The organism is Chelatococcus sp. YT9, from assembly GCF_018398315.1.
GTDB lineage: Bacteria > Pseudomonadota > Alphaproteobacteria > Rhizobiales > Beijerinckiaceae > Chelatococcus.
This window is the reverse complement of sequence record NZ_JAHBRW010000002.1, coordinates 326,879-347,318: the sequence shown is the minus strand read 5'-3', so window position 1 is coordinate 347,318 and position 20,440 is coordinate 326,879. Positions and strand designations below refer to the sequence as shown.

17 protein-coding genes are annotated in these 20,440 nt (G+C 59.7%); 4 read left to right on the top strand and 13 right to left on the bottom strand.

Annotation, left to right across the window (positions count from 1 at the left end):
* Positions 1–143: 143 nt before the first annotated feature.
* The gene (locus tag KIO76_RS21625; RefSeq protein ID WP_213325665.1) at positions 144–899 is read right to left on the bottom strand and encodes an SDR family NAD(P)-dependent oxidoreductase; all 756 of its coding nucleotides are present in this window, start codon (positions 897–899) and stop codon (positions 144–146) included.
* 145 nt (positions 900–1,044) lie between these two features.
* On the opposite strand from KIO76_RS21625, the gene KIO76_RS21620 reads away from it, so the two are divergent.
* A complete protein-coding gene (locus KIO76_RS21620) occupies positions 1,045–1,656 on the top strand; it encodes a TetR/AcrR family transcriptional regulator (RefSeq protein WP_213325664.1) in 612 nt (203 codons plus the stop codon).
* A 478-nt stretch (positions 1,657–2,134) separates the two neighbouring features.
* Here KIO76_RS21620 and KIO76_RS21615 read toward each other — a convergent pair whose 3' ends face one another.
* Positions 2,135–3,415 carry a Zn-dependent hydrolase gene (locus KIO76_RS21615; RefSeq protein ID WP_213325663.1) on the bottom strand — a complete coding sequence of 427 codons (1,281 nt, stop codon included), beginning with the start codon at positions 3,413–3,415 and terminating at the stop codon, positions 2,135–2,137.
* 305 nt (positions 3,416–3,720) lie between these two features.
* Between KIO76_RS21615 and KIO76_RS21610 the strand changes: the two genes are divergently transcribed.
* Entirely contained in the window at positions 3,721–4,953 is a 1,233-nt protein-coding gene (locus tag KIO76_RS21610; RefSeq protein ID WP_213325662.1) for a pyridoxal phosphate-dependent aminotransferase, read from the top strand.
* Between the two features lie 80 nt (positions 4,954–5,033).
* On the opposite strand, the gene KIO76_RS21605 is transcribed toward KIO76_RS21610, so the two are convergent.
* The 11 genes from KIO76_RS21605 to KIO76_RS21555 all read right to left on the bottom strand — a co-directional run bounded on the left by KIO76_RS21605 (position 5,034) and on the right by KIO76_RS21555 (position 17,597).
* The gene (locus tag KIO76_RS21605) at positions 5,034–5,957 is read right to left on the bottom strand and encodes a dihydrodipicolinate synthase family protein (protein ID WP_213325661.1); all 924 of its coding nucleotides are present in this window, start codon (positions 5,955–5,957) and stop codon (positions 5,034–5,036) included.
* Between the two features lie 142 nt (positions 5,958–6,099).
* The gene (locus KIO76_RS21600) at positions 6,100–7,239 is read right to left on the bottom strand and encodes a M20 family metallopeptidase (RefSeq protein WP_349629418.1); all 1,140 of its coding nucleotides are present in this window, start codon (positions 7,237–7,239) and stop codon (positions 6,100–6,102) included.
* A gap of 211 nt (positions 7,240–7,450) precedes the next feature.
* Positions 7,451–8,608: a M20 family metallopeptidase gene (locus tag KIO76_RS21595; RefSeq protein ID WP_213325659.1), complete on the bottom strand. Its 1,158-nt coding sequence runs from the start codon at positions 8,606–8,608 to the stop codon at positions 7,451–7,453.
* Entirely contained in the window at positions 8,598–10,283 is a 1,686-nt protein-coding gene (locus KIO76_RS21590) for an FAD-binding protein (RefSeq protein ID WP_213325658.1), read from the bottom strand. The genes KIO76_RS21595 and KIO76_RS21590 overlap by 11 nt, the downstream gene beginning before the upstream one ends.
* A gap of 9 nt (positions 10,284–10,292) precedes the next feature.
* Positions 10,293–11,450, bottom strand: coding sequence for a M24 family metallopeptidase (locus KIO76_RS21585; protein WP_213325657.1), 1,158 nt, complete (start codon positions 11,448–11,450; stop codon positions 10,293–10,295).
* Positions 11,451–11,470: 20 nt separating this feature from the next.
* The gene (locus KIO76_RS21580; protein ID WP_213325656.1) at positions 11,471–12,361 is read right to left on the bottom strand and encodes a hypothetical protein; all 891 of its coding nucleotides are present in this window, start codon (positions 12,359–12,361) and stop codon (positions 11,471–11,473) included.
* Complete coding sequence (locus KIO76_RS21575) at positions 12,358–13,500, bottom strand: mandelate racemase/muconate lactonizing enzyme family protein (RefSeq protein ID WP_213325655.1); 1,143 nt, start codon at positions 13,498–13,500, stop codon at positions 12,358–12,360. The genes KIO76_RS21580 and KIO76_RS21575 overlap by 4 nt, the downstream gene beginning before the upstream one ends.
* A 59-nt stretch (positions 13,501–13,559) precedes the next feature.
* Positions 13,560–14,345 carry an ABC transporter permease gene (locus tag KIO76_RS21570; RefSeq protein ID WP_213325654.1) on the bottom strand — a complete coding sequence of 262 codons (786 nt, stop codon included), beginning with the start codon at positions 14,343–14,345 and terminating at the stop codon, positions 13,560–13,562.
* Complete coding sequence (locus KIO76_RS21565; RefSeq protein ID WP_213325653.1) at positions 14,345–15,265, bottom strand: ABC transporter permease; 921 nt, start codon at positions 15,263–15,265, stop codon at positions 14,345–14,347. Before KIO76_RS21565 ends, KIO76_RS21570 begins: the two co-directional genes overlap by 1 nt.
* Positions 15,265–16,377: an ABC transporter ATP-binding protein gene (locus KIO76_RS21560; protein ID WP_213325652.1), complete on the bottom strand. Its 1,113-nt coding sequence runs from the start codon at positions 16,375–16,377 to the stop codon at positions 15,265–15,267. The genes KIO76_RS21565 and KIO76_RS21560 overlap by 1 nt, the downstream gene beginning before the upstream one ends.
* Before the next feature lie 143 nt (positions 16,378–16,520).
* Positions 16,521–17,597, bottom strand: a complete 1,077-nt coding sequence (locus KIO76_RS21555; protein WP_213325651.1) for an ABC transporter substrate-binding protein — start codon at positions 17,595–17,597, stop codon at positions 16,521–16,523.
* 408 nt (positions 17,598–18,005) lie between these two features.
* Between KIO76_RS21555 and KIO76_RS21550 the strand changes: the two genes are divergently transcribed.
* Both KIO76_RS21550 and KIO76_RS21545 read left to right on the top strand, forming a co-directional pair.
* Positions 18,006–19,193: a M24 family metallopeptidase gene (locus KIO76_RS21550; RefSeq protein WP_213325650.1), complete on the top strand. Its 1,188-nt coding sequence runs from the start codon at positions 18,006–18,008 to the stop codon at positions 19,191–19,193.
* A 112-nt stretch (positions 19,194–19,305) separates the two neighbouring features.
* A complete protein-coding gene (locus KIO76_RS21545; protein WP_213325649.1) occupies positions 19,306–20,298 on the top strand; it encodes an iron-containing alcohol dehydrogenase in 993 nt (330 codons plus the stop codon).
* Positions 20,299–20,440 lie beyond the last annotated feature (142 nt).

Genomic DNA, 20,440 nt, shown 5'->3' with positions numbered 1-20,440 from the left:
GTGTGAGCGCTTGCGCCGCTGAGATTCTGGTCGGCTCCCACACAGCCGAAGAAACCCTCACGAGGTGAGAGCGTCCCTTAAGCGCGCCGGAAGAGCAGTCTACCATCGGCGGATTCGGAAGCGAGCGTTCCGGTCGTCGATGCTCAGACCTGAAAGCCGCCAGAAATTTCAAGAATGCTGCCGCTGGTATAACCGGCATCCGGACCAGCAAGGAAACAAACCGCTGCCGCCACCTCGTCCAGGGTTGCGATCCGGCGGATTGCGTGAAGATCCATGATGGCGTCCGGCAATTTGTCAGCAACAGCCGATGCCATGTCGGTCGGCATGATGCCGGGCTGGACGACATTGACGGTGATATTGCGCGCGCCAAGATCGCGCTGGACGCCTCTGGCGTATCCGGCGACAGCTGCTTTGGTGCCCGCATAATCCGCGACGCCTGCAAATGGGACGCGACTGCCAAGTCCGGAGCCGATGAAAATGATGCGACCGCCATCTGACAGTTTCTGGGCTGCTGCGCGTGTTACCGCCACGGTGCCGAGAACATTGATCTGCCATTGGCGATCAAGATTGATGGTATCGAGCTCAGGGTCATCGATTGTCTTGCCTTGAACCGCGATGGCCGCATTGGCGACGAGGATGTCGAGCTTGCCGAATTGTGCGACAACCTTGTCGATCAATGGCTTGGCCGCGGCCATGTCGGCCTGATCGCTTTGAATGGCAAGCGCCCGGACACCCTTTGCCTTCAGCGTTTCAACAACAGCGTCAGCCTTCTCGGCCGACGCGACGTAGCTGATCGCAATGTCCGCGCCTTGTGCCGCAAGCGCCTCCGCGGTAGCTGCGCCGAGCCCACGCGATCCTCCAGTCACAAGGGCAACTTTGCCCTTCAAAATGTTCGACATGAAAACCACTCCCGTCCCAGCTGAAGGTCTCGCGACAACGCGTCCAATTATGTAACGATCATTACGATAACGATTGGTATGAAATGTGGACGCTGGCTGTCAAGTGGTTTAATAATGATCGTTATGGAAGGGCAGAGTGCGCGGGATGGGACGTCATCGGGAATTTGACGTGGAGAAAGCGCTTGATGCTGCGCTTTGCGTGTTCTGGCGCAAGGGCTACGAAGGGGCTTCCTACACCGATCTGACGGAGGCGACCGGCGTCGAAAGGCCTGCCCTCTATTCCGCCTTCGGCAACAAGGAAGCGCTCTTTCGCCGTTCGCTCACACGCTACTATGAGCGATATCTGCACTATCTGCCCGAAGCGCTTCAGTTGCCAACCGCGCGCGAAGTCGCCGCGCATATCCTGTATGCAGCGGCAGAACTCAATACGCGCTATCCCGAGCATCCGGGCTGCCTTGGTATCAACGGGGTCCTTGCGGGATCAGATGAAGCGGAGCCCGTACGACAAGCGCTCATCGAGGCCCGGGCGGCCGCGGAAATCCAGATCCGCGAGCGTTTCGAACGGGCGAAAACGGAAGGCGACTTGGCGGCAACGGCAAAGTCCGATGCACTTGCGGCTTTCCTGATGGCCGTTCTTCATGGCATGGCTGTGCAAGCTAAAGCGGGCTTTAGCCGCGACATGTTGGAGGCCGTTGCCGAGCAGGCGCTTTCCAGCTGGCCGGCCGGGAAATGCTCCCCGTCTGATAGGGCTTTATGAGACGTGAGCGATGCGGGATTTGTTGCGTCATTCATATGGCCGTTCGCCTGTGCCACGGGTAATGGCAGCAAAACGGGCCAGCGGTCTCATGGAACGTCTTGCGGAGAATGCGTGCTCCCCCTGGCGAGGGGGCGGCCGTGCAATGTATACATGCCACATGCAGTGCTGCTCGTGGGGGCGCTACGCCGGCGCAGCTTCGCAAAGTAGACGGTCCGGCGCGTCGGTCGAATGGCATGTATGATGCTGGCCTTGCTCGTGCTCTGGTTGCTCTACATGCGTCTGGCCTCTGCGAGCAAGACGAGCGTCTCGTGTGAAGCGTGCTTACGGCCGACCGATCGGGCCTCGCGTTCCGTGGCTGATATTTGTAGGCAGCCTTTGCCCACACTGCGAAAGTATCCGGAGGTGAATGGAAGTTGTCCTCGGCAACAGGTCCTTCGGGGATATCTGTGCGGGCTCGATATTCTGGGCTCTGAGATCGCTACAGCAGCCGTTCCACACCGGTCGCCAGGAGCCGTGTGGCAATCGCGAAATCATCCATTTCCATTGCTTCGTCAGGATTGTGGCTGCCGTTCTGGTTGCGCACGAACAGCATGATCGTCGGGATGCCGGCATTCGCGAAAACGGCCGCATCATGCCCTGCACCACTCGCCATTTCAAAGTGAGGCAGCCCCAGATCCCGCATCGCTCCGCCGAAGACCTTGAGCACGCCTGCATCCATGACCGCGGCAGCGCTGCCCGTTAGCGGCCCGAGGTCGATGGTCACGCCATGTTTCCGACTCACGGCATCGGCGTGTATGTGAAGCCGACGTCGCATCTCATCAAGAGTATCGGTAACATGGCTTCGTACATCGATCGCCAGTGAAACCTCCCCGGCAATCTTGCTGAAAGCATGCTGGGCCGGATCCGTCGAGAAAATGCCCACGGTAAGGGTCATATCATGACCCTCACTCTCCATCGCAATCCATTCTTCTTGCAAGCGTGTGACGAAGTCCGCAGCGGCGATCACGGCGTCATGCCGATAGCTGCGTGGCACGGCTCCTGAATGCGCATATTCACCGATCATCCGCGCCTGCCGATATCGAAAGCTGCCGCGGATGCCGGTGACGAGCGTGACAGGCTGATCCGCGCCGATCAGCACCGGTCCCTGCTCGATGTGAAGCTCAAGATAGGCAGCCACGGCTTCTGGTTTCAGATGTGGGATACCCGCTGCCACCGACGCCGGATCAAGCCCAAGTTCGATCATATGCTCTCGCAACGACCTTCCGGTGTCTGATCTCTTGACCTCCAGGGCTTCTGCTGGAAGGAGGCCGAGCGCGCCCTTGGACCCGACATAGGAGTAAGGAAACCAATTGCTTTCCTCGGCGCGGATGGCCATGACCATAACATCCCGGCGTGGCCGGAAGCCGGCCGCATGCCAGCCGGACAAGATCGCGAGGCCGGCGAACACCCCTGCGGCGCCGTCAAAATTGCCGCCGATAGGCACGGAATCAAGATGCGAGCCGATGATGACCGCCTTGCCGTCGGGGTCTGTGCCGCGCATCGTGACATAGAGGTTTCCCGTCGCGTCGACCGCCACATCGAGACCCATGCGCCGAGCCTCGGCAGCAACGAGATCATGAGCCAGTTGCTCGCCGTCGCCATAGGCTGCTCGCGTCACGCCCCGCCCGTCCCTGGTCTTGTCGCGCAACGTGTCGAACAGCCGTGTTGCCAGATCCATGTCCGGTTCGGCGACTGGACCATTCGAAAGCTTAGCGGACATCGTCAGCGAGCCCATGTTGTCGGCATGCGCGCCCTTGCGCAGTGCATCACGATTACTTTTTGATTCAAATGGTACAATTGTGCAAGCTGATCCCTGCGTCAACCCCGTGTCAGTGCCGCAATTGCCAGCGATTTCGCGGCGGGCCGGACTATCATGCCTTTTCATTGAGCATATCGGAAATTTGTTTAACGTGAAGCGTATGGATACGGTGAAAGAATGATCGACGTGAGTGCGTCTCACGATTCGTTTTTTGTTGAATAAAAAGTCTATATTTATACAATCCTCACATCGATCAGGAGCCCCAAATGGACGCGACCGTACTGTCGCCGCGCATGTCTCGTGTGCGCCCATCCGCCACCGCCGAGATCTCGGACAAGGTTCGCGCCCTAACTGAAGCCGGGCGTACAATCTCCAATCTTGGCGAAGGTGAGCTGGACTTCGATACGCCGGATCATGTGAAGCAGGCTGCGATCTCCGCAATCGAGAAAGGCGAAACAAAGTATACGGCTGTGGCCGGCACGGCCGCGCTCAAGGAGGCGATCATTGCGAAGTTCGCCGAGGAAAATGGCCTAGCCTACCAGCCCTCGGAAGTTATCGCCGGGGCCGGCGCCAAACAGTTGATTTTCAACGCACTGCTGGCGACCGTCGCGGCAGATGACGAAGTTATTGTTCCCGCACCCTATTGGGTATCTTATCCCGACATGGTCGCGTTGGCCGATGGCAAGTCCCGTATCCTGCCTTGCAGGGCCGAAGACGGGTGGAAGCTGCGACCAGCTGACCTGGCGGCGGCGATAACGCCGCTGACGCGTTGGCTGATCCTCAATTCGCCCGGCAATCCGACGGGCGTAGTTTATAGCCCGGAGGATATGCGGGGTCTGACGGATGTGCTCATGGCCCATCCGCATGTGCTCGTCATGGCGGATGATATCTATGAGCATCTGCGTTTCGGCGTGCCCTTCGCGACACCGGCTGCAATCGAGCCTCGTCTCAAGACGCGGACGTTGACCGTCAATGGCGTATCCAAGAGCTATTCGATGACTGGGTGGCGTATAGGCTACGCCGGTGGCCCATCGTGGTTGATTGCCGCGATGCAAACCCTGCAGTCTCAGTCGACGTCGAATGCTTGTTCGATTTCGCAGGCCGCCGCCGTCGCCGCGTTGAAAGGCGGCCGGACATTCATGGGTGAGTGGCAGGAGCGCCTGGTCGAGCGGCGGGCGATCGTCATGGAGATGATCCGGAATACCGATGTTCTGACCTGTGTCTCGCCCGAAGGGGCCTTCTATGCTTTCGCAAACTGCGCCGGTGCTCTCGGTCTTGCCACGCCCGCCGGTAAGTTGATCGCCAGCGATCTCGACTTCGCCACCTACTTGTTGGAAGAGGCTGGGGTTGCCGTGGTGCATGGCGCTGCCTTCGGTGCGTCCCCCTATATTCGCATCGCCTACGCACAGGACAACGCGGTGCTTGAAGACGCTTGCCGTCGGGTCGAGGATGCTTGCCGCCGTTTGACAAGGCCGGCGGCGCGGAAGGCCGTGGCATAGCGCGAAATCCAGCGGGGCTCCTCGAAGAAGCCCGCCTTGTCTGCGCAACGGCGGGCCTTTCCAGCGTTCACGGCTCCTGATCAGCGCTCGAGTGTGACTCCGGCGCGTGGGTCGGCGGCCAGAGCCTCCAGTATACTTGCCACGGAATCAAGATTACCGCCGGTGAGGTCACGCAAGGGCAGGCGTACAGACCCGCCATCGAAGCCCCGCAGGTTCATCGCCGCCTTCACTGTCTGAGGTTGACCGAGCGATCGGGCTGCGGCTCGGAACGGATACCACAGCCTGTTGAGATCGCGCGCGAGATGACCGTCGCCACTTTCGACCGCGCGGTAGATCTTGAGGATCAACTCGGGTAGAGCGCCGCTATTCGTCGAGCTGATTCCGTCGAAGCCAGTCATCATAGGGCCGAGAAATCCAAGATCAGATGCGCAAAAGAGCTTGATGCGACCTCCGAGACGGTTGGCGATCTGGTCGATGACGGTGGGTGTGAGATCGCCCTGCTTGATTCCCACGATTCCCTCGATATCGGCGAGTCGCTCAATCGTTGACGACGACAGCGTGATACCGATTCCAGGCGCGTTATAAATGAGCACACCAGTCTTCGACAAAGGCGCCATATCGCGGAAGAAGCCGACGATCTGATCATCCGTTACTTCCGAGACGAAGGGCGGCGTAACCATGGGGAGGCCGCCGAGAGCTCCGGCAAGTTCCGTAAGCGCCTTAACATCCCGGGTGTCGGATCCCGCACTGCACAGCATAACGGGAACCTTGTCGCCTACCACTTCCATGACGTGGCGGAACATCTGCGCGCGTTCACCAGCGGTCATGGCTGGAAATTCGCCATATGTGCCGCCGATCAAGATGCCGTCGAAGCCAAGGCCGATAACCCTTTCGATGTTGCGGGACATGCCGGTCCAGTCAAAACTCCCATCCTGGTGAAAGGGAGTTACCGTGATGTTGAAGATGCCGCGCAAGCGCGCCCGGCATTCGACGATGTCTTTCATTGTGCTGGTCCTTGCGGAATTGGCAGATTTAAGTGGCGCGTTCAACACATTGACGGCCGGAGTTGCTTGCTGCGGCCCGAGTGAAACTTCACGCCAAGACCTGCCGTTGGTGAGGTTTTGATGTCATGCGGCGACGCGCGTATCATCGCGCTTCGTCCCGCAACATGGCCAAGGCGATGTCGCGATAGATCAGGCTGGACGTCAGGAATTCCGCTTCCGGCACAAACTCATCCGGTTTATGTGCCGCTGCTATATTGCCGGGGCCCACCACCACGCCCCGCGCGCCAATGCGATTGAAATGGACCAGGTCGCAGGCGCCCTGCAGGCCGAATGGCCCGGGATCGGCTGTTCCGTGAGCGCGGCAGGCCGCGAGGCTCGCGCGCACGATCGGGTGATCAACGGGCGTTTCGGTAGCGCCTCCAGTCGTCGTCCGATACTCGATGATCTCCGCACGCAATCCGTGACGTCGATTGGCTTCCGCCAGCAATGCGGCGATCTCAGCCTTGACCGCGTCCTCGTCCTCCCCCGGAATCATGCGGCGGTCGAGCAACAGGTCACAGGCGTCCGGAATGACATTGTCCGCATGGCCCCCGCTGATGCGCGTGACCGTTAGACTTGCCTGGCCAACAAGCGGATGCGTGCGGCGGCTTACATCGGTTTCGTGGAAGGCGGCGATCATTGCGAGTACTTCCCCCGCCCGGTAGATCGCGTTCTCACCGAGATGCGGAGAGCCGGAATGCGCGGTGACGCCCCTCACCCGCACAAGGGGACGCAGACTACCTTTATGGGCCGCGAAAGTTGTATTGGAAGTTGGCTCTCCAATAACCGCGAAATCGATGCGGGGAGCGGTGGACACGAAATGCCGGGCGCCTGCACTTCCTACTTCTTCATCAGCCACAAAGACGCCGAGCAATGTTCCGGACCAGCCGGAACGATCCGCTGCAAGCATCCGCATCGCCTCCAACATCGCGGCCAGGGGGCCTTTGCAGTCGCAGGCACCGCGCCCGTAGAGCCGGCCATCGGTCTCTCGCATCACGAGCGCGTCCGATGTCCAGCCTTCGCCGACAGGTACTGTGTCCATATGCGTGTTGAACGCGAAGACGGGGCCCGGACCATTGTTCATCGTTGCAATCACGTTGACGCGCGGGGGCCAGAAGGCGTCACGCACGATGTCGAAGCCTACGGCGGCCAGTTGTTCGCCAACGAAGTCCGCAGCCTCGGCCTCGCGGCCAGGAGGGTTCTGCGTGTCAATGCCAATCAGGCGCGCAAGATCGCGCTTCATGCGCCGGTGATCTGGTGGGACGGCCATAGCATCCTCAAGCGTGACAGATTTTGCATTTTATGAACAAAAACATACAATATCAACATCGCGGTATTGCATACCCGGCGCCCAACAGGATCACAATGATAGACACAGAATCGGTATCCGCAGGGCTCTCGGCCGGACGATAGAATTGTATGATTTCATCTTCAAATACGTATGCGAGCGTTCCCTAGCCGGCCAGTTCGTCGAGAAAACAGGCCAGAAGCCGGCATTTCGCCGGCAAAGAGCCCAGTTCGATGAACTCTTCGGGGCTGTGCGCCCTCCCGCCATGGGGACCAAGCCCGTCGATGGTTGGCGTGCCGATCGCGCTCGTGAGGTTGCCGTCGGAGGCGCCGCCGGCTGGCTCGGCCCCGATGGGATAACCAACAGCATCTGCGATGGCTTGCAGCTGACGAACATATGCCATAGCGCGGGCAGTGGGCTCCATTGGCGACCGATGAAAGCCTCCGGATAGACGAGTGGAGGTTCCTGGAACGGATATGCTGGCGGATATGGCATCCATAGCTCGCAGGATGCGGTTCTGTTCGTCCTCGGACGGCACGCGGCAATCGACCTCCAGACTGGCTTGGCCCGGGACGACATAGGGCTTCGTGCCTCCCGTGATGACGCCAGGCGTGACCGTCGTCCCGAGATCCGGGGCGTTAAGCGCTTGGATGGCGAGCGTTTTATGCGCAATCTCGACGATCGCATTGATGCCCTTTTCCGGTTCGGCGCCCGCGTGCGCCTCCCGTCCGTCCACAGTCAGTCGAAATATGCCGACACCCTTGCGGGCGATGGTCAGTGCGGGCCCGGGGCGGCCGGGTTCGAGAATGAGCGCCAGATCGTGCCGCGCGGCCTCCTCCTCGATGACACGGCGCGACTTCGGTGAGCCGATTTCCTCGTCGCTATTGAAGATGAATGTCACCGGGAGCGGAATTTCGCCGCGGACGGAAGCAAGTGCCTCAAGCGCAAAGAGACCGATTGTCAATCCGCCCTTCATGTCATAGATGCCGCAACCATAGGCATGATCACCGTCAAGTCTGTAAGGACGTTCTGCCACCGTGCCGGCGGCATAGACTGTATCAAAATGGCCGACAAGCAGAACACGAGGCGCATTACTCTTGTGCGTTGGAATTGCCCGGCAGACGAGATTATCTCCGAAGTACGCTTGCGGATCGCGGGTGACATGCATACCGAGGCTTTGAGCCTTGGCCTCCAGCACCGCGCCGACAGCGTCTGATAGCCGCTTGTCTTCGGTTGGCGAATCCATATCGACGATGTGACGCAGAAATGCCTGCATCGCCTCCTCGCGTGCAGTCACTGCCGCGATGATTGCGTCACGCCGCATGTCTTATCCTCGGGCTGAATGTCACCTTGGGTTCCGCAGCTGCCGCGGCGGCGATGAAAACGCTGCCGCACCATCGTTCGTCGTCCCGCTCGGGATAGTCGTCCCGAAAATGAGCGCCGCGGCTTTCCCGCCGAAACAAGGCACTCGCCAATGAGAGTTCGGCGGTGTCACACAGGAAGCAGAGTTCCCGCCAGGCGCGCGCGGCGCCAACTGCGGCGCCACGCTCATCCAGCTCGGCGCGAAGTACGCGAGCCTGGGCGAGGCCGGCCTCCATGGATGATGCTTCGCGAATGATCCCCAAGCTCTCCCACATAGTTCGCCGAAGCATCGCCAAATGCGATTTCAGCTCCTCAGGCGCCATGCCGGACGGCTGGCTCATGCGCACGGACCAGTGTTCCGCTGCGGCATCGAGGCCGAACTTGCCATGGCGCTGATTGTCGTGGCGCTGCCTCGTCCCAGCCGCCGCAAGGCCTGCACGCGCGCCAAAAACCTGCGTATCGGGTAAGGCATTCGAATTCAGCCGGTTGGCTCCGTGGATCCCTCCGGCTGCCTCTCCAGCAGCGTAAAGCCCGGCTACGGTTGCCGCGCCATCTTCGCCAATGGCGACGCCGCCCATCCAAAAATGGGCCTCCGGCGTGACGATGAAGGGATAGGCGGCATAATCCAGGTTCTGTGCGGCCACGTATTTCGCGACCTTGGGATTTGAGCGCGCGAAGTCTTCGGGCGATACCTGCGAGAGGTCGAGGCGCACGCCGCCGCCAACGCCAAGCCCCTGGCGCATCTGGCTATAAATGCCCCTTGCGCCGATATCGCGCGTCGAGATTTCAACGCCGCCCGGATTGAATACCTCCATGAAGCGCTCGTTACGCGCATTGTATAGCCTCGCGCCGTGCACGAATGTCGAAGGCTGGATGGAGACCCGCGCCTTGTCGAAGGGGTCTATACATCGCCACGGATAGAATTGAATGAACTCCATGTCGCGAAGCTGCGCGCCGGCGGCAGCCGCGAGCGAGAAGCCGTCACCTGTGACATCATTCGGATTGCTGGTGACCGAGAAAAGCCGGCCCGCGCCACCCGTCGCAATGATGACGGAAGAGGCTGCGATCCTGAGCAGTTGCCCGCGCTTTAAATCCAGGAGGATCGCTCCGACCACGCCATGGCTGCCCACGACGATGTCGACCGCCATGGTGAAATCGAGCGCGCTGACGCCCAATGCCTCGGCCTGTGAAGCGAGCGGAACCGTCAAATCGGTGCCGAGATTGTTAGGTGTCACCAGCACGCGCGCCCGGGAGTGATCGCCGCTCGCCGAAAGCCTGTAACCGGCATCAACGCGCTGAAAAGATCCACCGATTCTTTCCAGCGCGTGAACCTCCTCCGCCCCCTCCCGGCAGAGCGCGTCGACGAGAACAGGGTCGCCGATATCCGCGCCACCACGAAGGGTGTCGGCTGACCAGCAAAGCGAACTGTCGCCCGGATCCTGCGCGGGCATCGCCGCGGCATAGCCGGCGGTTGTCATGGCCGAGCAGCCGCTGCGCCCGATCTTCCCCTTCACGGATACGATGACGCGCGCGCCGGTCTCGCGGGCCGCGATGGCGGCGCGCAAACCTGCAAGCCCGCCACCCAGGATGAGAACGTCAGTTTCGATGATCTCGCTCTCGATCGGAAGTCCTGCCACGTCGCACCTTCACCTTATGGCGAGTTCGCGCGGCGTTTTGCCGAGAACCTCGACGCCCGTGTCAGTGACAACGATCGTTTCCGAGAAGCCGAGCCCGGCCTCACCATAAAGTCGCAAGGCGACGGGCAGATGAAAACACATGCCCGGTTGAAGAACCATCGGATCATCCTTCTTGATGCTGCCAATCGCACCTTCGACCCAGCTCGAGAAGCCTAGTCCGACTGAATAGCCGGTGCGTTTGCGATAATTCTCCCACATGCCTTCGCGTTCGATGATGCGCCGCGCCGCGTAGTCGACCTCTCCGGAGGTCACGCCCGGGCGTATGGCGTCGATCGCCGCCTCCAAGGCTTCGATACATATATTCGCGAGGCGTTCGATCCTGGCATTGGAGCGCCCCACAAGCCCACCCCTCATCATGGGAGCGTAGTAGCGCTTGTAGACGGCCGAAATCTCGATGAGCACGGCGTCTTCGGCCGCGAGTGTCTGCCGCATGTAGCAGCTATGGGGCAGACCAGAACGATCACCCGTGGTCACAATCGGATCACGGCAGGTCCATTCCGATCCTGCGCGTGTCATCGCATCGAAGCAGCCGGCGGCGATATCCTGATCAAGCTTGCCGATGGCGATTTCCGCGATCGCCGCGGCCATGCCCACGTCTGTGAGGCGTGCCGCCTCACGCATGCATTCTATTTCAAGGGGAGACTTGATGGCTCGGGCGGCTTCTACAATGCCCGACCCGTCGACCACCCGGTCAAGACCATCCTTAAGCTTGAGGAATGTCGCGACCTGAAAGAAGTAGCTCTTCAGTTCAACGCCGACAGCGCCGTGTGCCAGCCCACGCTCCTCGAGTGCGGCAATCGTGATCGCAACGGGATCGTCAGTATCGTCCCAGGTTACGACGTCCTGAATGAAGGAATACCGATACGCCAGCAGGCTCTCAAGGTAACGGAGGATCAGAAAGGGTTTCCCCTCCAAGGGGATCGCGAGGAGTTGGTAATTGTGATATCCGAAGGTCTGGTAACCGGACGCGTAGAAGATGTTCTCCGGACCCGAGCATAGTATGACGTCGACATTCTTCGTCGACATCTCTTTTCGGATCGCTGCTAGCCGCCTCTCGAATTCCTCCGGGGGGAAGAAGAGTTCCTGCTGGATGTTGTGCTCGATCATTCGCTCTGTCCTGTTATCACTCATCGACCAGCAGAGATCGGCGCGGTCGGTTGTCTTTCGCTCACGCGGGTAAGGGACATCATGCGCAGCGCGCCTTCGGCGTTGACGAGCGCGCCACCGTGCCGGCACGCCCAGTCAAGGAAGCGAATTGCCTGATCCCGCCAGCGCGGGTCCACGAGGCCAAAGGCGTGCGTCAGGAAGTTGACGGCGCGCGGGTTCCGCGGTGTCTCACTTTGCCTGAGGATGCAATCCCATACGCGCTTAAGACCTTCCAGGTCCTGCTTTTCGTTGTACAGATAGTCCCGTTCCAATGTCGTGCCGGAGCCATTCCAGCCAAGTGGAACCTCCGCAACCTCCCGTTCGACTTCGCCGATCGCCGTCACCTGAGCGGCCGGCCAATCTATGGCGCGGCTGAGGTCGCGCCGGCCGGGAGCCGCCGAGCAGTCGGCCGTCAGTCCGACCTGGCGCAGAAGGGCTGGCAGATCTGGATGAAAGGAGAACCCGCCTGACCGAAAGATATCAAAAGAGATATTGGCAGAGGCGGCGCGCCTCATCGATGCTTCAATTACCCTTTCAAGGTGATCGAGTTCATCATAAAGGCTGGAGCCGTCCTCTCGATCTTCATGAGGGTGAAGAGCAATGCTTGTCCCAGCCCGCCGGCGTTCCTGCCAGAACTCCTGGTAAGGCCCCTCAAAGAAATCCTTCCGATATCGTGGGCTGGTATGCAGGGTGATGACGGCCATACCGCCCGCCTCACTGTCAACGAGCGAGGCAATCGTCTGAAACCGATGCATCATGACCGCGTGATCGGGCGAGGTTTTATAGCGGGCCGCAGGGTAAAAACCTTTGCCCCCGCCGGCCTCGCTAGGAGGATCGGCGTCGATCAGCCATATCAAGCCGACCTCGCTCACGATTGCGGCCTTTCGATCCGTTCAATGAGAGTCAGCCGCGCCTCGTCGATGGTGACGCCGAGGCCCGGATCCGGCGACAGTCGCATATCACCATCAACCATCGTGATCCCGTAGAACGGTTGGCTGCCGACCCTCTGATATCCCCAGAGCTCACATGACAGCGGGGAACTCGCTGCTGCGCATTGCAGCGCGGCAGCCGTGGCCAGCATGCCTTCATCCATCTGGCCCATGAGATAGGGCAGGCCGGCCGCCTCCGCGAGCGCGACCATCCCCATCAATCGGCGGATGCCGCCCGCCTTGCAAAGCTTGAGGTGGACGCCATCGACCGCGTTGGCCCTTATCAGCGCGAGCAGGTCCTGCGGCGTGCCGCACGCCTCGTCCGCGAATACCGGGATATCGACCGTCTCCCGTACCGCCTTTAATGCGTTTATATCGGCGGCCGAAACGGGCTGTTCCAGCCAGGCCAAAGTGAATCCGAGATCATTCTCGCTGAGGCGTTTCGCTTTCGCCAACGCCTCCTTGGAGCCCCAGCCCTGGTTGACATCCGCGGCAATTACTGCGTCTGCCGCTCGCGCGTGGTCTGCGATCGCCGCTCGCACCGCTCGCAGACGGGCGAGATCGTCGGCGAAGGCAGGCAGGCCGAGGCGGACCTTGATGGTTGTTATACCCTGGTCGAGATAGGCGAGGGCCTGATGCCCGGCTGCCTCGGCCGTGCAGAACGGCAGGGTGCCGTGAATGTGGACACAATTGCCGCCCCCTCCGCCCAGCATCTGTCTGAGGGGAAGCCCGGCGATCTTCGCGGCGGCATCGTGAACGGCGATGTCGATCGCCGCCTTGGCTGTCGTATTGCCGGGTACGATCGCGTCGAGTTGCCGGGGCAATGCCGCTGGTGCTGCATCCTCTAACAGCAACACCTTGGGGGCGAGCAGTTCGCGCAATATCGCGACAACACGCCCCTGCGTCTCGCCTGTCACGTAGGGCGCATTGCCACGCACCTCGCTCCAGCCAACAGCGCCCTCGTCAGTTTCGACCTTGACAACGACTTCCTTGAGGACGTCGATCAGACCGGATGATGCATGCTGGAACGGATCCGCCAGCGGGAGATCGGCCGTGTAGATTGTGATTGCAGCAATTTGCATGAGGAATCCCCGTCGCGTCTGGGCGCTTCGGCTCTGGTCTCGTTGATCTACGGACAGTATCAGTCACGTCCGGCCAAGTATTTGTACACACCGATCGTGCGGTCGAGGATGATGAAAGCGATGATGCCAACGATCGCCAGCAGGAAGGAAATCGCCGGGATCACAGGTGTCATGCCACCTACGTACATCCTCTGGAACATCTCGACTGGTAGAGTGCGCTCACCAATGCCCGAGAGGAATAGTGCCATTGTGACGTTGTTGAACGACAGGATGAATGTAAAGATGAACGCCGCGATCATTCCTGTCTTGATCTGAGGAACAACGATACGGAAAAAAGTGGATACGGGATTTGCCCCGAGGATCGCACTACTCCACTCCAGCCGGCGGTCTACCGACGCGACGGACACCATGACTGTACGGAAGGCGAAGGGGATCGAGATGACGAGATGAGCGATGACGAGGCCAACGAACGTTTCCGCGATGCCAAGCCGCTCGAAGTAGACGAGAAGCGCCAGGACGAAGACAATCTGTGGAATCATCCGCGGACCGGTTATGAAGGTCTCGACCGAGTTGCGCCATTTGCCGCGTGAACGCTCAAGTGCGAAGGCGCAGGGTACGCTGATGACGACGGCGACAACGGATGCAATGACCGCAAGCACGAAGCTTCGCCAGATCGATGCCAGTAGGACGCCGTCGGCGAAGATGGCCTCGAACCACCGTGTGCTTAAGCCAACCGGAGGGAACCGGATCCCTGATGTTGCGGTCAAGGCTACCGGCAGACTGATGAGCGTCGGAAGAAGCATTAGAACGACGATGAGATAGACGAAGACGCGCAGGAACCGCATTACACCATCTCCCACTGTCCGCGGCGGGTCACGCGGTTCGCGACCGCCGCTGCGGCATAGGTCATCGTCGCGACGACGATGAGGAGCACGAGGGCGAGCGCCGAGGCCATCGGCCAATTCATCAGCTCACTCGCATAGCTGAAGATCGCGATTGGCAAGACTTGTGTCCGCGGCCCACTGATCAGGATGGGGATGAGGTAGGACGAGACGCTGAGCGAGAACACGAGGATGGCGCTGGCGACCAGACCGGGCGCCGTCAGGGGCAGCATCAGGTTCCAGATGATCCGCGGCGTGGACGCGCCGAGAATGCGCGCGGCGTTGATCTTGTCCTGTGGCACGGCCTGAATCGTTGACGCCAGGATGAGGATGGCGAATGGGAGATGCTCGTAGGTGAGGACCGCAACGAGTGTCCAGAACGACCGCAGCCAGGGTAGGGGACCATCAACGAGGCCGACCGAGGAAAGGATCTGCTGGAAAACACCAAAGGGTAACAACAGGATATACCAGCCCAGGATCCCGACAATCAGATTAACGAAAATGGGGAGGAGGCAAGCAACGGAGATCAGCGTGCGCTCCCATCCGCTGGCGCGTGTCAGGTAAAACGCGACCGGATAGCCGATGAGAAGCGTCGCGATCACGGTCAACAAGCCGAGCATGAGCGAATTGCCGATCATCGCAAGGTAGAATGGATCACCGAATATCGCGGTGAAATTCACCAGCGTCATCGGTCCGTCACTCGTGCGCGGCCCCGCCTTATAGGCCGTAAAGCTGAAGCCGAACAGATCAAAGAGTGGTACAGCGAAAAAGACGATCAGGAGCAGAATGATCGGCGCCGTGAAGAACAACGCTGTAACGTTAGCGCCAAGCCTTCGTGCCACGCCCGTCGGCGCAGGGGCAGTGCTAGCGGTGACATCAGCCATCACGCGCTCCTCTCGCCATCTAGGATAATGACGCTCTCCCGGGAGAACGCGAGGCTGACGTGATCCTTACGCCGATACAGGTCTTGTCCCACTTTCGGCAGATCGAGAACGTGAAGTTTATGCCCCGCCACGTCCACTTCGTAGGTAATGTTGTTGCCTTTGAAGATCGTGTCTTCGACGGTTCCTTCGAGGACGTTGTCCCCCTTGACGTTCCCCACCCGGCTTATCGCGACATTTTCCGGCCGGATGGCGATCTGCACGGAACCACGGCCGTCAGCCCGTGGAGCTCGGGGCGCGAGAATACGCTGGCTGCCGACACGGAGCACCGCGGTGCTGCCGGAGATGCTCTCGATCGTGGCATCGAAGACGTTGGCGTCACCGACAAAAGTACAGACAAAAGCGGTATGAGGATCCGTATAGATGGCGTGTGGCGATGCGATGCGCTCGATGCGGCCTCCTCGCATGACAGCTATCCGGTCAGACATGACGAGCGCTTCCTCCTGGCTATGGGTGACCAGAAGCGTTGTCACCTTCAGCCGTTCGTGGATGCGCTTGATCTCGACCTGCATATCCTTGCGCAAGGCCGCGTCGAGGTTGGAGAGGGGCTCATCGAGGAGGAGAAGATCCGGCTCGGTAACGAGCGCGCGCGCGAGCGCTACACGTTGCTGCATGCCGCCCGAGAGTTGGGAGGGAAACTTGTCCCTGGCGCTCGACAGACGGACCATCTCGAGCATCGCCGTGACGCGCGTCGGGATCTCGCTTCCAGGAAAGCCGCGCATGCGCAATCCGTAAGCGACATTGTCGAATACGGACATGTGAGGAAAGAGCGCCCAGGACTGGAACACCATGCCCAGTCTCCGCTTCTGTGGCGGCAAGGTGTTTGCGGAAAGGCCGCGGAGGAACAAGTTCCCGGAATCTGGCTGAAGAAATCCCGCGACCATGTTCAATGTCGTTGTCTTGCCGCAGCCTGAGGGGCCAAGCAGCGTCAGGAATTCACCCTCGGCAATCTCCAGATTGAGGTCCTGCAGAACGTGTTGATTCTGGAATGTCTTGTTGACGCCCTCGATCTTCAGGATCGGTTTGCGGGGGCTTTCGAACGCGAAACTGGCCATAGGCGCTTCGTGTCTCCTGAGGGCAGCGATCATGAGAAAGCTCTTTGCAGGCAGTTTCACGACGTATGAGGCACGCCTGAGCGCGTGTTCCTGGCGAGAGTGAATGCCCGATCTCAAGGAAGCGGGCCTTCTTGACCCGTCGGCTAGCGAACTTCACGCTGCCAGCGCTCGATCCAGGCCGGGCGTGCCGCATTGATGGCGCGCCAATCAAAATTGACAAGCTTAGAGAAATCGTCAGCCGTCAGTCCCATTCCGGCTCGCTCTTCCGGAGTGAGCTTGGTCCAGGCTGACGCGCTGGGGCTCGCTGTTGCGCCTTTCCGCATCCGCAGGGCCTGGAACTCGTCGCTATAGTACAAGTTGATGTACTCATAAGCGACCTCCTCGCACGGTGCTCCCTTGACCAGCGACAGTCCACCATTGACCGTGGGCGAACCTTCCTGCGGAATTACGAACTTCATCGGAATTCCTTGAGCGCGCAGAGCGGGGGCGATGTTCGAACTGGTTACGGCGGCCCAGACCTCGCCAAGCTGCATGAGATTGGAGAGCTCAGAGGTCCAGGTGAAAACAGTGTGGATATTAGGGAGAAGCTTCCTGGTTGCATCAAATCCAGGATCGATGTTGGCTTCGCCACCACCGTTATTCTTGGCCAGCATGACAAGAGCCGCTGTGCCCATCGTGCTCTGTGGAGCGGTTATCGCAACCCTGCCTTTCATGTCGGGACGACCAAGGTCTGACCATGACTTAGGAGGGGCCATGTTGTTCTTCTTGAACTGCTCCTCATCGTAGATGATGCCAACCCCCAGCACATTGGTGGCCAGGACATTCGGGTTGCCGTCCTTGTCCTTGGTTACAGCCCACTCGGCTAGATTCTTGGTATTAGGCGCACGATTGACATCAATGGCCTTGCACAACCCTTGCTCGCAGGCCGTCAGCCCGATAGGCACATCCCATTGTGCGATCGAGATGCGCGGGTTGGCGCCCTGCGCCGTGATACGCTCGACCATGTTGGCTGAACCGATCGCCTCGGCGACGAGCTCGACATTGAATTTTTCCTTCAGCTTGGGCGCTATGTATTCCATCACGTTCTCGCGATGGTTTGGCGCGATGCCGAGGAATACTTGCATGGAAGTGCAGGCTTCCTGAGCCTGGAGCTGATTGGCTGCTAAACAGGAAACTGCCAACCCGACGACCGCCGCCATGCGGCTCGCACGACTTTTCATGGTTCCACCTCGTCAGTTCAGTTTTTTCTTGTGTTGAAGCCACATTTAAGAACGCGAAGATGCCGGTGTCCAGCACGCATTTTGTTTTTTTTGATACATTTTCAGCAATGTGATGCCCACCATTTCAGCAGATGCCTGGCAGCTTTGCAACCGGCCCCAAGTCGCGAAATTCCGGCGCTGACAGGGTGAACTGCTGTAAATACCTGATAATCCTTGAGGAAATTATTGGGGCGCTGTTATTTTCTCGTGCCCGGATTTAAAGCATCGTAGCGGATTAGGAGGTGCTTGGCCGCTTGCACGTCAGAGACGATTGGTATTGAATTGGTCAAATAGCGCGTTAATATACAATCGTGGACGGCCGCCGGTGCCGTGCAGTGCGCGCATCTTCCAGCGTGGAGAAAATCGATCATGGCAGATTTTGATCTCAACGACATCTTGCAGGAAGTGCCGCAGGGCAAAGAGAGCGTCTTCCCGAGAGACGAATATGAGCGACGTCTTGCCAGGCTCCGTACAATGATGAGCGAGCGCGGCTTCGATCTTGTCCTTCTGTCAGGGCCTGAGAATATCTTCTATCTATCTGGCCAGCAGACGCCGGGCTACTATACATTCCAATGTCTGTGCGTGCCACTCGAGGGTAAACCGTTCCATGTCCTGCGTGGACTGGAGGCCATGAATGCGCGCCTCAATACCTACATCGATGACATCATTGGCTACGCCGACGATGTCCTCCCGGCGAGCGCCGTGGCTGAAGTGCTCGTTGCGCGCGGCTGGCGCGGGAAGCGTGTGGCGATTGATCAAAGTGGATGGTTCCTGACCATCAATATTTACAACAAGCTTGTCGCGGACTTCGGCCCTCTCCTCGACGCAACTGGGCTTGTGGAGCCCCTCCGCCGTGTGAAGTCCATTTTGGAAATCGAGCAGATGGAAAAGGCCGGTCTCGCCAATGAGGCTGGAATGAGCGCCGGACTTGCCGTAACGAAGATCGGGGCGAGCGAGAACGACATCGCTTCCGCTATCATGGGCGCCGCCATCAAGGCGGGGTCCGAATATGTCGGGATGGAACCGTTTGTTACTTCAGGACCTCGTTCCGGAATTCCCCATACGACATGGCGTCGCCGCCAGATCGAGCCTGGCGACGTAACTGTTCTCGAGACGTCGGCGTGCTACAACCGTTACCACGTGGCACTCTTCCGCACTGTCGCATGCGGCGGTGTTCCTCAGGTTGCACGCGACATGTATCAGGTGTGCGGCGAGGCCCTTGAGGTGGCGTTGGAAAAACTCCGCCCCGGCAATACATGTGCCGACGTTCACAATGCCGTACAGGCTGTGATCGATCGTCATGGGCAGACGAACGGCTACCGTAAGCGCACGGGCTACAGCATGGGCATTTCCTTCGCTCCGGATTGGGGAGAGGGTAACATCCTCAGCCTGTTTCGCGGGATCGACATCCCTCTGGAGCCGGGCATGGCCTTTCATGTGCCAATTACACTGCGGGCTTACAACAAGTTCACGGTTGCCGTGAGCGAGACGGTCCTGGTGACGGATGGTGCGCCACGAACCTTCAGCAACATAAGTCGCGAGATCGTCCAAGCTTAGCATCGGTCACAAGAGGTTCGCGCAGGGTGGTTCGAAATGGGAGTTGCAAGCCGTGCCTCATGGCATAGATTCCGCTCGCGATTGGCCCCCCATCATTCATGGATCGGGAGTGTTGCGAAAGGCGAGCGAAGAATGGACGCGGCCTGTTATCCTGACAACGCGTTCCCCGCTGCGTGCAGTCGCCACCATTCTTGCATCACCCCCCCTGTCAGTCATCGTAGTGGAAGGGAATGATCGAAAATTGCTCGATCAATACGCTCGCGAGGCCGCGGCGTTCCACACGGTTGTCGGGGTCGGCAGCGGCCTTGTCATGGATGCGGCAAAGTATGTCGCACGGCAGAATGGGCAGGTCCTTGTCCAAGTTCCGAGCAGTGCCTCGAATAATGCGTGCTTCACGCGGACAGCTTGGGCGATGGATGGAGGGCGGCGTATTGCGGAAAGGGACTGCCCGGTTCCGCATGCGATAATTGCGGACACTGCGCTGATCGCTGCAGCGCCTCCGTCATTCAATCGGGCGGGCTTGGCAGAAATTCTATGCAGCCACACCGCCGTGTTCGATTGGGCTCTCGGGCACAAGGCCGGGTTGGACGTTGACTGGGACCAAACCCTGCTCGCATTCGCCCTGAATGAACTCGAAGCCGTTCCTCAGATGATCCCGGCCGTCGCACACGGGGAGCCGGACGCGTTCGTCGGTATCATCAGAGCTTGCGCGCGCTTCGCGCCTTGGTTTTCCTCCCATCCCAAAGCGCGCTTCAACGCGGGCTCGGAGCACCTGTTTGCCTGGGCCCTCGATGCCACGGCTGGCCGCCGCATGATCCATGGCGAAGCGGTGGCGCTTGGCATTTTGCTGATGGCCCTTCTGCAAGGAAACGACCCGGACAGTCCTGCCCGGCTGATTGTCGACGCGCGGTTGCCGTTCCATCCAGATCATATCGGTGCTAGTTGGGATCTGGTTGCCGACACTCTCGTCGCATTGCCGGATTATGCGCGCACGATGCCCTGGTTCACGATTATTGACACACTCGGAGATCCTGCGCTTGCGGCGCAAAAATTATCAGATTTCCTCCCCGGGGCCAGGCGCTTTGTCGATGGCTTGAAGGCCTGAGGCCATGCAGGATCGCCGCGGATTCGCACTGGACACTGCTTCGCGCAACAGATAGTGCAGCGGGCTTCCGGTATCCAAGCGCGAGACCGTTTGCTTACGCTGTTCGAGGAACTCCAATTGCTCGGTTGCCGTCACTAAACGT

Bases quoted from the DNA above. Each gene is read 5' to 3' on its own strand.
- KIO76_RS21625 (WP_213325665.1), bottom strand. From the start codon at position 899: ATGTCGAACATTTTGAAGGGCAAAGTTGCCCTTGTGACTGGAGGATCG.
- KIO76_RS21620 (WP_213325664.1), top strand. From the start codon at position 1,045: ATGGGACGTCATCGGGAATTTGACGTGGAGAAAGCGCTTGATGCTGCG.
- KIO76_RS21615 (WP_213325663.1), bottom strand. From the start codon at position 3,415: ATGTCCGCTAAGCTTTCGAATGGTCCAGTCGCCGAACCGGACATGGAT.
- KIO76_RS21610 (WP_213325662.1), top strand. From the start codon at position 3,721: ATGGACGCGACCGTACTGTCGCCGCGCATGTCTCGTGTGCGCCCATCC.
- KIO76_RS21605 (WP_213325661.1), bottom strand. From the start codon at position 5,957: ATGAAAGACATCGTCGAATGCCGGGCGCGCTTGCGCGGCATCTTCAAC.
- KIO76_RS21600 (WP_349629418.1), bottom strand. From the start codon at position 7,239: ATGAAGCGCGATCTTGCGCGCCTGATTGGCATTGACACGCAGAACCCT.
- KIO76_RS21595 (WP_213325659.1), bottom strand. From the start codon at position 8,608: ATGCGGCGTGACGCAATCATCGCGGCAGTGACTGCACGCGAGGAGGCG.
- KIO76_RS21585 (WP_213325657.1), bottom strand. From the start codon at position 11,450: ATGATCGAGCACAACATCCAGCAGGAACTCTTCTTCCCCCCGGAGGAA.
- KIO76_RS21575 (WP_213325655.1), bottom strand. From the start codon at position 13,500: ATGCAAATTGCTGCAATCACAATCTACACGGCCGATCTCCCGCTGGCG.
- KIO76_RS21570 (WP_213325654.1), bottom strand. From the start codon at position 14,345: ATGCGGTTCCTGCGCGTCTTCGTCTATCTCATCGTCGTTCTAATGCTT.
- KIO76_RS21565 (WP_213325653.1), bottom strand. From the start codon at position 15,265: ATGGCTGATGTCACCGCTAGCACTGCCCCTGCGCCGACGGGCGTGGCA.
- KIO76_RS21560 (WP_213325652.1), bottom strand. From the start codon at position 16,377: ATGGCCAGTTTCGCGTTCGAAAGCCCCCGCAAACCGATCCTGAAGATC.
- KIO76_RS21555 (WP_213325651.1), bottom strand. From the start codon at position 17,597: ATGAAAAGTCGTGCGAGCCGCATGGCGGCGGTCGTCGGGTTGGCAGTT.
- KIO76_RS21550 (WP_213325650.1), top strand. From the start codon at position 18,006: ATGGCAGATTTTGATCTCAACGACATCTTGCAGGAAGTGCCGCAGGGC.